Annotated in this window: 11 protein-coding genes; 4 read left to right on the top strand and 7 right to left on the bottom strand. The window is 59.2% G+C overall.

Going from position 1 to position 12,219, the window contains the following annotated elements:
- Positions 1-59 precede the first annotated feature (59 nt).
- Positions 60-1,004 carry a 4-hydroxy-3-methylbut-2-enyl diphosphate reductase gene (ispH, locus tag ACVRRC_RS18465; RefSeq protein ID WP_236450844.1) on the top strand — a complete coding sequence of 315 codons (945 nt, stop codon included), beginning with the start codon at positions 60-62 and terminating at the stop codon, positions 1,002-1,004.
- Positions 1,005-1,070: 66 nt separating this feature from the next.
- Here ispH and ACVRRC_RS18460 read toward each other — a convergent pair whose 3' ends face one another.
- The 7 genes from ACVRRC_RS18460 to ACVRRC_RS18430 form a co-directional block, all read right to left on the bottom strand.
- The gene (locus ACVRRC_RS18460; protein ID WP_272878190.1) at positions 1,071-1,511 is read right to left on the bottom strand and encodes a type IV pilin protein; all 441 of its coding nucleotides are present in this window, start codon (positions 1,509-1,511) and stop codon (positions 1,071-1,073) included.
- A 7-nt stretch (positions 1,512-1,518) separates the two neighbouring features.
- Positions 1,519-5,220 (bottom strand): pilus assembly protein, encoded by a 3,702-nt coding sequence (locus tag ACVRRC_RS18455; protein ID WP_407043285.1) that lies wholly within the window; start codon positions 5,218-5,220, stop codon positions 1,519-1,521.
- A gap of 11 nt (positions 5,221-5,231) precedes the next feature.
- Entirely contained in the window at positions 5,232-5,837 is a 606-nt protein-coding gene (locus ACVRRC_RS18450; RefSeq protein ID WP_045159202.1) for a PilX N-terminal domain-containing pilus assembly protein, read from the bottom strand.
- Positions 5,834-6,685 carry a PilW family protein gene (locus ACVRRC_RS18445; protein WP_045159203.1) on the bottom strand — a complete coding sequence of 284 codons (852 nt, stop codon included), beginning with the start codon at positions 6,683-6,685 and terminating at the stop codon, positions 5,834-5,836. Before ACVRRC_RS18445 ends, ACVRRC_RS18450 begins: the two co-directional genes overlap by 4 nt.
- Positions 6,682-7,239, bottom strand: coding sequence for a type IV pilus modification protein PilV (pilV, locus tag ACVRRC_RS18440; protein ID WP_045159306.1), 558 nt, complete (start codon positions 7,237-7,239; stop codon positions 6,682-6,684). The genes ACVRRC_RS18445 and pilV overlap by 4 nt, the downstream gene beginning before the upstream one ends.
- A gap of 8 nt (positions 7,240-7,247) precedes the next feature.
- The gene (locus ACVRRC_RS18435; protein WP_045159204.1) at positions 7,248-7,739 is read right to left on the bottom strand and encodes a GspH/FimT family pseudopilin; all 492 of its coding nucleotides are present in this window, start codon (positions 7,737-7,739) and stop codon (positions 7,248-7,250) included.
- A 167-nt stretch (positions 7,740-7,906) separates the two neighbouring features.
- Positions 7,907-8,401: a GspH/FimT family pseudopilin gene (locus ACVRRC_RS18430; RefSeq protein ID WP_045159205.1), complete on the bottom strand. Its 495-nt coding sequence runs from the start codon at positions 8,399-8,401 to the stop codon at positions 7,907-7,909.
- 153 nt (positions 8,402-8,554) lie between these two features.
- Between ACVRRC_RS18430 and thiO the strand changes: the two genes are divergently transcribed.
- From thiO to speA, 3 genes are all read left to right on the top strand, one after another.
- Positions 8,555-9,652, top strand: coding sequence for a glycine oxidase ThiO (gene thiO, locus ACVRRC_RS18425; protein ID WP_407043284.1), 1,098 nt, complete (start codon positions 8,555-8,557; stop codon positions 9,650-9,652).
- A gap of 148 nt (positions 9,653-9,800) precedes the next feature.
- Positions 9,801-10,172: a translation initiation factor Sui1 gene (locus ACVRRC_RS18420; protein WP_014595914.1), complete on the top strand. Its 372-nt coding sequence runs from the start codon at positions 9,801-9,803 to the stop codon at positions 10,170-10,172.
- 122 nt (positions 10,173-10,294) lie between these two features.
- Complete coding sequence (speA, locus tag ACVRRC_RS18415) at positions 10,295-12,208, top strand: arginine decarboxylase (RefSeq protein WP_013981880.1); 1,914 nt, start codon at positions 10,295-10,297, stop codon at positions 12,206-12,208.
- Positions 12,209-12,219: the final 11 nt, after the last annotated feature.

The following is a 12,219-nucleotide window of genomic DNA, read 5'->3' as shown; positions in this document are numbered from 1 at the left end:
GCCCGCACGTATCGCGTTACACTCCCCCGTCATCAAGCCTTCGCGTGCCGAGACCCATCATGCAAATCAAACTCGCCAACCCTCGCGGCTTCTGCGCGGGTGTAGATCGCGCCATCGAAATCGTCAACCGCGCCTTGGAAGTCTTCGGTCCTCCGATCTATGTGCGACATGAGGTCGTGCACAACAAGTTCGTCGTGGAAGACCTGCGTGCCCGCGGTGCGGTCTTCGTCGAGGAGCTGGATCAGGTGCCGGACAACGTCATCGTCATCTTCAGCGCCCATGGCGTTTCGCAGGCCGTTCGACAGGAAGCCGAAAAACGCGGCCTGAAGGTATTCGACGCCACCTGTCCGCTTGTAACCAAGGTGCATCTGGAAGTGGCCAAGTACAGTCGTGAAGGGCGCGAGTGCATTCTCATCGGCCACCAGGGCCACCCGGAAGTCGAAGGGACCATGGGGCAGTACGACGCGCGCAATGGCGGCGCGATCTACCTGGTCGAGGATGAAGAGGATGTCGCCCAGCTGCAGGTGCGCAACCCCGAGGCGCTGGCATTCGTCACCCAGACCACGTTGTCCATGGATGACACCAGTCGCGTCATCGACGCGCTGCGCAGCAAGTACCCGAGCATCGGTGGTCCACGCAAGGATGACATCTGCTACGCCACGCAGAATCGCCAGGATGCGGTAAAGCAATTGGCCGATGAATGCGACGTGGTACTGGTGGTCGGCAGCCCCAACAGCTCAAACTCAAACCGTCTGCGTGAGCTGGCAGAGCGCATGGATACCCCGGCCTATCTGATCGACGGCGCCGAGGACCTCAAGCGAGAATGGTTCGAGAGCGTCGAGCGTATCGGCATCACCGCCGGCGCATCGGCGCCTGAGGTGCTGGTGCGTGGGGTAATCGAGCGGCTGAAAGAGTGGGGTGCCAGCGGTATGGCCGAGCTGGAAGGACGGCCGGAGAACGTGACGTTCTCCATGCCGAAGGAGTTGCGGGTTAAGGCACTGTGATGCTTTCTCGTCAAAAAAGGGGTCTTTAGAGACCCCTTTTTTATTGTCTAGCGGAGCGCCTTTAGTTCAACGCCAGCAATCCGCTGCGCTCTTGCTGCCAGTGTTACCTTTGATGCCAAGGGCATTCAAAGTCAGGTTGCCGCATTTAGCGTCGCCGAACTCCTGTTCTGCTGTCAGCGTATACCCGCCGTCGCCATTGGTAGAGCCCACGGAAAGCGTGTACTTGCCTGTTTCCGAAGTGTTGCCGTTCTTCAGACCCAGCTTGGCGATATTTGCGTCGGCGGTTACGTAGGCGTTGTTCTGGCCGAAATAGCGCTCCTGTCGAGCGGCTGCATCGTTCAGCAGCGCCTGGCCTTCGGTACGGTTACCGCGTTTGACGTACTCGTCGTAACTGGGATAGGCGATCGCCGCCAGGATCCCGATGATTGCGACGACAATCATGACCTCGATCAGGGTGAAACCGCTCTGAGCGCGCTTCATGTACTGCTCCATTAATACTATGTTCATCCGGTTGCTACTCCTGCTCGACCCGGCGCCAGCTCTGGCGGCCCAGGCTGGCCGGATCTGGGTAGACGTTAACGCATTCCTGGCCTGTGCAATACTGGTAGGTCCCATCGGAATCCTGCGATAGCGTGCCGCCCCCTTCACCGTCCTGGCGGATGGCTGAGACGTTGGTTGTGCCTATGTCCGTTGTCGGCCGGTAGTCGAAGGCGTTGTGGGACGTTCTGCCGCCTGTGAAGGGGTTGATGGCATAGGTCCAGTTGTTCGCGCCGTCACCACATGGATCATCGTTAGGGATCAGCGTCTGGAAGAAGATCGTGCGGCCCAGCTGCGACATGTTCTCCACGACCATCTCGCCTTGGCTCTGGCGAAGATTCAGGTACCAGCCATCCTGAGCTGGCGCGCTGTCGCTCGCTTGCCAGCGAACATTATTAGCACTCAATACCAAGCCTTGGCGGGTCGTACCGTCTGCTTCAACGGTGGTCTGGGTTACGATCTCCTGCATCTGCAGGCTGCTGCGGCTGATGTTAGGGGCGCTGGCTTCCTCACCCAATGTCTGCTTGTCCCAGATGCCGTAAACCGTCTGGGCAATGCTCTTGTCGCCTTCCTTGTCACCAGTCTCAAAGAACTTACCCGTACCGAACACCACCAGATAGCCGAAGCCGGTAGGGTGGAGCACCAGGCTCGGAGCGGAAGTGATAGGTTGGCGTGCATTGGTACCGGTGTTCGCAACTGCGCTGAACAGTGGCGCGCCCCCATAGGCGACTTCGAAATCGGATATCGCGTTCTCGCCATCGTCTTCCGTGGTGAATGGCGCCGAATCGCTGCGGCCATTGCGCAGAAGGTCGAAACGCCAGACGTTGCCCTGAAGGTCTCCGGCGTAGGCGTAGTCAGCCACGCCGTCAGCGTTGTAATCGGCAAGCTTCGGCGTCGAAAGGCCGTTGGCAATGCCGTTTACGCCTTCAACCTCAAGGCTTTTGAGGAGGGTGCCTTCCATTGCATCGACGATGAACAGAGCCGCCTTGCCGTTGGTGTTGTTGGCGCTTTCGTAGCCGTTACCAAATACGACGGTCCAGGTTCCGGTGTGCAGGCGCGCAATTGTAGGCTGGGAGAAGCTATAGCCCATCTTCACAGCTGCGTCAGCCGGCAGGCTGCTGTCATCGAATTCCCATAGCAGCTCTTCGCTTCCGGGGGTCGTGATATCCAGTGCGAAAATGGATCTGCCGCCTGCCTTCAAAGTACCGACCAGGATGGTGCGCCACTCGGTGCCGTTATAGACATCGGCTACGACTGGGCTGCCGTCGACATAGAACTCATGGCTGTAATTGTTTCCGGTCAGTTTGTTCAACTTGTGGAAAACCGCGCTGGGGACGAAGGCGAACTCTTCGACGCCGGTCAGTGCATTGAAGCCATGCAGCATGCCGTCATTTCCGCCCACGTAAACGCGCGGCGTGCGGTTGGCGATGCTGGTCGCGAAGGTCGAGTAAGCAGTGTTCCCTTCCAGCCGGTTGCTGTAGTTGACGAGGTAACGTGGCCCTGAGACCACGGCCGGACTCGACGAGTAGAAGTCGCCTAACACGCCACTGCGCTGGCGGAACGGTGAGCCCTCATCACTGCGCTTGCCGCGCAAATACTCCAGTCGGCGCTGTCCCAGGGTGTCGGGTAGATTGCTGTTTTCCGGATCACGGCTGAGTAGGTTGGCCAGCGTACCTGCGGTATTTGCTGCGCCGGCGTTGTCCCAATTGAAGTCCACCAGGCCGCTGTTCGTATCGCCAGCCATCTTGATGTTGCGGCTTTGCCATCCAGGCACCTGATTCTTGGCACTCCATATCTCGGAAGTCTCGAATGCGTTGTTTTGAGCGCTCCACGCTTTTTCGAAACGCTTGACGTCGCCCGACCAGTTGTCGTCGCTGGCATAGGATGTCTGATAGGAGACTGTCTTGACCGTACCGTTGTTGTTCTCGTCGGTGCTGACTTGGCCAGAGTTGATTGCGGGCCTCGCCGCAGTGGATTTGCGATCAGCGATGCGGGACAGGATGTCATCAAATGCCTGAACCATCGCCTCCGGGCTGTCGACGCTGAAGAACTCGCCGCGAGAGTTGATGGCAGCGTGCCAGAGGTCGTAGACGTTGTTAGCGCTGCCGCTGGAGGCAGCTGGCCAGTTGGCTGTGCCTGCGAGTAGGTTGGAATAGCCTTGACCTGCGAATGTGCTGCCAGCCCAAGGAATGCTGGCATTGTTCAAGGACTCGGTCAGCCCCAGACCCATGACGAAGTTCGTCATATGCTGCCAGGTCGCTGGGTCATTACGCGGATCCCAGTAATCTGTGGTGTTGTCCCCGCTTTTGAAAGGCATATAAGCGGGCAGATCATTGTCGAGATTTGGATTGAGGTCTGTAGCCCAGTAGTGCATCGCAAGGTCAGCCAGGGTGTTGTTCGTGCTGTCGTAGTAGGGCTTGCGTTGGCTGTAGGCTCGTCCGTCGGGCAATGTAAAGTTCGCCGCGTCATGACGGAAATTACTTGGCATCGTGGTCGTGGCGTTCCACTGTCCGTCGGTCATGAGGATGTGGTAACTGGCCCGGCAGGCATATGTGTTTTGTGTAGTGTTGCCCGTGCCGTTAGGGTTCTTCTGCCACGGCGTGCTGGTTGTGTAGAACTCGCCCGCGCGCTTCATCGCTTCCGGCAAGGGAGTACTTTGGTTGAAATTAATGTTTTGCAGCCATGCGTAGAGTTGCCCTTTGTGAGCAGGCGAATACTCTTTCAGTGAATTGTTGTAGCAGTTCGCCGTGTCGCTTCCGTTGAAGCTCTTGCAGTTGCCCAGCCCTTGCCAAGTCAAGCGGACCGCGGGGGATAAGTTATAAAAAGCAAGCGCGGCAGCGGAAATCGTTGCCAGTGCTCGGTTACGGTAGAACGAATACCAATTCGCAAAGTTCTGTTGTTGTTCGCTGTTAACGAAATTCAGTCGATAGCAGTTGTCGTTAGCGGCGGTGCAGTTGGTCGCAAGGGTTGGGTCGTAGGTATAGTAATAAGCCGGTACGCCACGCTGTGCTAAAGTGGCCGTATAGGTATTGGTTGCAGTCTGACTACAGGTTGCGGTAATGCTAACCCCTGAAATAGTTGCCGTCGCGCTACAGGACGTGCTGCCGGTGCGGTTGATGGCGAACGGAATGCCGGCACTATTAGTGACATTGCTTGTGCCATTGGTGTTGCGAACGACGCTGGCACTAAAGTCTGCAGACGGGTTCTCTCCTAATCGGTTTGAAGTGTTGCTGTATCCGTAGCTAGTAGCTTGCGAGCTGAGAAGGTCATAGCTCCAGGTGAACTTGTAGTTGTTGCTTAAATTAATGCTTCCATAAGAGCTCTTGTAGCCATTGAGTAACGCAGCAGTGTAGCTGGTGGATAATGGCTGTTCAGTGCCGCTTGTGTTGAAGACGATGGGCGCGTCGTAGGTGATATTTGGGTTGAAATAAAGCGGATTGAAGTCGCTCGACTTCGCGCGTCTTGTTGCGTGGATGTCGTTAATGGCGTCGGGTGCGAAAGCCCAACGCATACTGCCGGAGTCGTCAAGGGTGAGTGCCATGTTCGGCGGTACGCCCACGGTCAAACTAAGCGGGCTCTGGGAAACGGCGGCAAAAGTATCGGCTGCGCTCAGCAGTGCCATGCCGAACAACGCAGACGACAGCGTCTTGGCATGAGAATAAGTTCGAAAACGAAGCATGATGTCGGCTCTCAATTGTTAAGGCCAAGGTAGATGTTGGCGTGCGTCGACTGCAGATAAAGAGCATCGCCAGTCTTGCCATTGTTGAGGTAGAAGTAGGTGCCGTTCCCTTCGCCACGGCCGCCATACTCCGCGTTCAGGGCCGCGTTGCCGGTCTCCTCCGCCAGAATGCTGTTGTAGGACGCATCTGCTTCTGTTTCGGCGGCGGGGTCTGTGCCACGGTAAGGCATCCAGACTTTCGACGTGATCGACAGGTCGTCCGCGCTGATGAGTTGCGGCTGGTCTACGAAGGCCAGGCGGCGATCGGGTTCTACTTCAAGCAGACATGGCTTATTGATGCCGTTGAGCTTTATCGTGTTCGAGGTCTCGCAGTTGGCCGCGTTAGCTTCAAGCTTGTCGGCCAAGTTGCCAGGACCGTAAAAACGAAACTCAGCTTCCCGCAATGCCGCGTCCGCAACATTCTGCGTTTTCATGTCTTGGGCACGGTTTGCCGTTATACGTGATTCAAGCGTCACGCCACGCATGCTGCTGACCGCAAGCACCGTTAGGACCAGGAGCATGACGAGTGATACGAGCAGCACCGCGCCGCCCTGAGACTTGCGAGTGTTAAGGCTCATGGCATGAGGTTCCTTAGGGTCTGAGTTGCTCCTGCAACTTGATAGATACGTCCGCTGTCTGCGTCCTGCAGACGGGTTTGTTCATCCGCGGGAGCCTCGACGAGCCAATCGGCAAGCACCTTCGAATCGTCGCTGTCACGCTGTCTGGCGCGGCTGGTGAGCAGCAGCGAATAGCGCACGCTGCGAATGGCGCCGCTGGCCGGCGTCCAGTCGGCTTGCGAGATGAATGTCGTGACTTCCTTTTCCAGCATGTCTGCTTTGCCAACCCCAAAATCGAGCCGGAAATCGGCAATGCCGCGAAGCACCTCGCCGTACTGTGGGCTGGGGGCGTTCAGGCTCTTGCAAAGCAGCGCGCCGCTCTGCAATTCCCCGTCGCTACTTGGCTCATACTTGAAAGCCAGAACGGTGAGTTCACTCGCATCTGGTGGCGACGAAGGGAATGCCTCGTTGTATACGACCGGGCTGGCAACGCCCTGACAGTCAAGTTCGTTGCTCACCTGTGGCTGGTATCGGATGCAGAAACCGATCCCTTCGTCGGGGTCGAGGCCAGTGGCTGCGTGGCCTGCGCTGAATGCCTGACATCCGCCGGTAGCTCCGCGGGCAGGAAATACGATATCTAGCAATGCCGAGGGCGAGCGACGATACCCGGCCTTGCCCAGATAGTCATTGATTACAAGAGCGGCGAAACGGCTGTTTTCCACGTTTCCCGCCTGATTCTGCTGGTAAACGTAGTTGCGCTTGTTGTCGATATAAACCTGGGTGATCCCGAGGATGAGGAAGCTGCTGATAACCAACGCGATCAACAGCTCGACCATGGACAGGCCGACTTCATGTTTCATGAGTTTCATGGTTCTACCCGAACGGTATAGGTGCAGACGGTGTCGTCGGTATTGCTCGAGTCGAGACAGGCGCCTTCTCGAACTTGCCAGGCCATATGAATCTCGAGCATCGAGCCCTGGCCGTCGCAACTGCCCGGCGTGGAGCTTCGGCAGATGTAGGTATCGCTGTCGAACAGCTCGGCTCCGCCAGGTAGCGCCGCTTCCACCTTGTCCGCCCAGCAGTCACGCAACTCTTTTGCTGTCTGCGCTATTCTGGTCGGGCTAGCGACGCAGCTTTCACGATCAATGAAATCGCTTCCGGCCTCCTTGTAGAACATCGAGCTGCTTTTTAACCCGCTGTTCATGGGGAACTGTGGAGGGGAGGTGTTGAAAAGCTCTTTCGGGTGTGCCCGTATGATTTCGATAAGGTCTCCGGACAGAAGAACGGCCGTGTTGCGTTGTACGGAGTCCTGGGTGTATTGGATGCTGCGGCCTTGCAGCGCCACCATTCCAAGTACTCCGATGGTGGTCAGCAGTAGCGCTACGAGCACTTCGATCAGGCTGAAGCCTTTATTGGTTTTCATCGCTTTCCTCATGGGGTGCAGCTGTCCAAGGCGGCTCCATCTTTCTGGCCTCGTGGGTAAAGAACGAGACCGCCGCTGGGTTGTACTTCGAGCAAGTAGCCGGTGGTGGGGTCTGCTTCGCGGCAGATGGTGAACTTGGCGGCTGTCGCGGTCCCATTGGGGCGATAGATGAGTTTGTTGTCGCTCAGGGCCGAACTGAGTATTTCAGCGTGCTCGGGATTGTGTTCGAGAACTCGCTCGGCTTCGTTGCTGCCGCTTTTGCGGATTTCCCATGGCGCGTTGCTTTTGATCTGCACTTCATATGGTTGCCGATTGAGCGCAGCCTGGCCGCGAGCGAACTGCAGGAAAGTGACCAGCTCCTCCGCCTTGCTTTGCACCTGGTTGCCGCGGATCAGGGCGTTGAAACTGGGAACGGCAATCGCGGCGAATATGCCAAGTAACACCAGGGTGATCATCAATTCGATCAGGGTGAATCCGTGCATGTCGGTTCGGCGTGACATGGTGTGCTCCAAGAGAATCGTGAGCGAATAATGCAAATGCACCAGTGTGTCTGTCCTTCTGCGGAAGATGGTTGGCACATATACGTGGATGGGCGGTCGGCCCTTCGATCTGCGTCAAATCAAGTTGTGACGGCGTCGATGTTCGTGTTCCTGCTCAAGCAATTCAGTCATCGACACAGATTCGCGTTGCTGGCGTTTTCTGCGGGCGACCCGGCTCGTACCCGACCTTGTCGATTGAGAATGAGCTGCCAGGCAATTTGCTGTTTGTAGCATTGGAAGAAGCGTCCATTGCTTGTGGGGCTGGTGCCGTTGTCACGGAAGCGCACGTAAGGGCTGAACCCCCTCCAGCGCAGCGTATGGGCCGGAAGCTGGGTGTGCTTCAGTATCTGGCCGCTCGGTGCACGAATGAGCCAACCATCCGTCCAGCTGGATGAGCAGCTCTTTCCGTTGCCGCTCCCGCATATCTCGATGGTCCGGCGCTGCAGAATCGCTTGCGTGCGGGCGGTGTACAGCGCGTTCTCGATCTCGTCTTTCAGTGCCTCCTGTCGATTCCGTTCAATCACCTCTCCAAATGCCGCGACGGCTATCGCGACAGCGATGCCCAGTATTGTCAGCGTGACGATCAGTTCGATAAGCGTGAAGCCTTGATTTCGGTTCGACATAGTGCGGTTCCTTTGCACGTATGATGTTCGGCCGTCCTGGCTGCTGTTCCCGCATGTCATGAAGAGATGCGCGAACGTTCTCTTTTAAAGCAGCGTGCCCGGCCGTCCAAGTCAGCTCGGGCGGAAATGTGAACCAGATTGTGGGAGAGGCTTGTGAATCAAGAAGTGATCGTTGTCGGCGGAGGCGTGATTGGTCTGCTATCGGCCTATCGAATGGCGGAAGCGGGGAAATCGGTGTTGCTGCTGGAGTCTGGCAATGTTGGCAGCGAAGCCTCCTGGGCCGGCGGCGGGATCGTTTCGCCGCTGTATCCGTGGCGCTACAGCCCGGCGGTGACTGCGCTGGCGCATTGGTCGCAGGACTTCTACCCGGAGCTGGGTGAACGGCTGCTGAGCGAGACGGGGGTGGACCCCGAGGTGCATGTGACAGGCCTCTACTGGCTCGACCTGCACGACGAGGCCGAGGCGCTGAGTTGGGCCGAGCGTTATGGCCGTCCGTTGCACGCGGTACCGATGGAGGCGGTGCGCAAGGCCGTGCCTTCGCTGGGTGAGGGTTACGAACGGGCCGTCTACATGGAGGGCGTGGCCAACATTCGCAATCCGCGACTGCTGCAGGCGTTGCGCGCGGCGCTGGCAGGGTTGTCCAACGTGACGGTCGTCGAGCATTGCCCGGTCGAGAGCTTCCTGCAGGATGGCTCGCGGGTCGTGGGCGTGAGGACGGCGCAGGGCGATATGCGTGCCGAGCAAGTCGTGGTGGCGGCGGGTGCCTGGAGCGCTCAGTTGCTGGCGACTCTGGGACTGCAGATCCCGGTCAAGCCGATGAAGGGACAGATGATTCTCTTCAAATGCGCGGAGGACTTCCTGCCGAGCATGGTGCTGGCCAAGCGGCGCTATGCGATTCCCCGTCGCGACGGCCATATCCTGGTCGGCAGCACGCTGGAAGATGTCGGTTTCGACAAGACGCCCACCGAGGATGCGCTGGAAAGCCTGCGAGCGACCGCAATCGAATTGCTGCCCGCGCTCGCCGACGCGCAAGTGGTCAAGCACTGGGCGGGTCTGCGTCCTGGTTCGCCAGACGGTGTCCCTTATATAGGGCAGGTCAGCGGTTTCGACGGGCTGTGGCTGAACTGCGGGCACTTCCGCAACGGGCTGGTGCTGGCACCTGCGTCCTGCCAGCTTCTGGCGGATCTGATGCTCGGTCGCGAACCGATCGTGGACCCGGCACCTTATGCGCCAACCGGACGTATCGTCTGAGTCGCGCAGGCTCGAACTTTTCTCGCAGGTCGTCCGGCCGGCACTGGTCGTTGTCCGGGCGGCGGTCTGCTAGCTGGGCCGCAATGCTGGTAAATTAGCCGGCTGTTCGGTCCTGTCAGACAGGACCAGATTCGCGAGCGAGGTTTGCGTGGCCAAGAAAACCACTTCCCTGGCCGGCCTGGGTGGGCTGGTCTATTCCACCGACAGCGGTCGGCATTGTCCCGACTGCAGTCAGCCTCTGGGCAGCTGCGTGTGCAAGCAAAACCTCGTGCCAGAGGGGGACGGTGTCGCGCGGGTACGTCGCGAGAGCAAGGGGCGAGGCGGCAAGACGGTGACCACCATCAGCGGCGTGCCCCTGCCGGAAAGCGAACTCAAGGAACTGGCCAGTGCGCTGAAGCGCCGCTGCGGTACCGGCGGGGCGCTGAAGGACGGCGTCATCGAGATCCAGGGCGATCATGTCCAGCTGCTGCTCGACGAACTCGGCAAACGCGGCTTCAAGGCCAAGAAGTCCGGCGGCTGAGTGCCGCTGTGACAGCCTCACCAATTTTCACCTTTTTCCGCATATCGGCTGTCGAAGCCGCATAGCCTTCGCCGGGCGCATCTGCTTGCGGCGAAACGTTCAATTCTTTCCGGGAGGCTTCGATGCCTGTACGACGCACACGTAAAGACGACGGTAGCCAGTGGACCGCTGCCGATAGCCGCAGCATCTATGGCATTCGCCACTGGGGGGCCGGTTACTTCGCCATCAATGATCAGGGCAATGTCGAAGTGCGCCCGCAGGGGCCGAGCGGTGAGCCGATCGAGTTCAACGGGCTGATCGAGCAATTGCGCGAGGCGGGGCTGTCGCTGCCGCTGCTGGTGCGCTTTCCCGGCATCCTGCAGGACCGCGTGCGGCGCCTGACCGGCGCCTTCGACGCCAACATCGAGCGCATGGAGTACGCCGGCAAGTACACCGCGTTGTACCCGATCAAGGTCAATCAGCAGGAAGCGGTGGTGGAGAACATCATCGCCACGCAGAACGTTTCCATCGGCCTGGAGGCGGGCTCCAAGCCGGAGCTGATGGCCGTGCTGGCGCTGGCACCGAAGGGCGGCACCATCGTCTGCAATGGCTACAAGGATCGCGAGTTCATCCGCCTGGCCCTGATGGGTCAGAAGCTCGGCCACAAGGTGTTCATCGTCATCGAGAAGGAGTCCGAGGTCGGACTGGTGATCGAGGAGGCCAACGAGCTCAAGCTGACCCCGCAGGTCGGCCTGCGAGTGCGCCTGTCGTCGCTGGCATCGTCCAAATGGGCCGATACCGGTGGCGAGCGTTCCAAGTTCGGCTTGTCCGCAGCGCAGTTGCTCTCGGTGATCGAACGCTTCCGCGCCGCAGAAATGGATCAGGGCATCCGCCTGCTGCACTTCCACATGGGATCGCAGATCGCCAACCTGGCGGATTACCGTCAGGGCTTCCGTGAGGCTATCCGTTACTACGCCGAGCTACGGGCGTTGAACCTGCCGGTGGATTACATCGATGTCGGCGGCGGCCTGGGCGTCGACTACGACGGCACCCACTCGCGCAATGCCAGTTCGATCAACTACGACATCGACGAATATGCCGGTACCGTGGTCGGCATGCTCAAGGAGTTCTGCGAGGCGCAGGGGCTGCCGCATCCGAACATCTTCTCCGAGAGCGGTCGGGCGATGACGGCGCACCATGCGGTGCTGGTCATGCAGGTCACCGACGTCGAGCGGCACAACGACGAAATACCGCAGATCGACAACTACGGCGAGCTGCCGGACATCGTCCAGTCGCTGGCCGATCTGCTCGGGCCGACCGACCCGGAAATGGTCACCGAGACCTACTGGCGCGCCACCCATTACATGAGCGAGTCCAGCGCGCAGTACGCGTCCGGCAAGCTGACGCTGGCGCAGAAGGCGCTGGCCGAGCAGAGCTATTTCGCCATCTGCCGTCGTCTGTACAACCAGCTCAAGGCCCGTCAGCGCTCCCATCGGGCGGTGCTCGACGAGCTCAATGACAAGCTGGCGGACAAGTACATCTGCAATTTCTCGGTGTTCCAGAGCCTGCCCGATACCTGGGCGATCGACCAGATCCTGCCGATCGTGCCGCTGCAGCGGCTGACCGAGGAGCCGGTGCGGCGCGCCGTGCTGCAGGACCTGACCTGCGACTCGGACGGCAAGATCAAGCACTACGTCGACGAGCAGAGCATCGAGAGCAGCATGCCGGTGCACGAGGTCGCGCCTGGCGAGGAGTATTTCCTCGGGGTGTTCCTCGTGGGTGCCTATCAGGAAATTCTCGGCGACATGCACAACCTGTTCGGCGATACCGATTCGGTGAACGTCTATCAGCGCGAGGACGGTAGCTACTACCACGCCGGCATCGAGACCCACGACACCATCGAGGACATGCTGCGCTACGTGCACCTGTCGCCCGAGGAGCTGATGACCTACTACCGCGACAAGGTCGCGGGCGCCAAGTTGAGCGCCAAGGAACGCACGCAGTACATCGACGCGCTGCGCCTGGGACTGACGCGTTCGTCCTACCTGACGCCCTGATGGGTGCCCGG

This window comes from Stutzerimonas sp. LR2 (assembly GCF_055755175.1).
The sequence above is the reverse complement of the archived record's forward strand: the minus strand, read 5'-3'. Positions and strand labels throughout refer to the sequence as shown.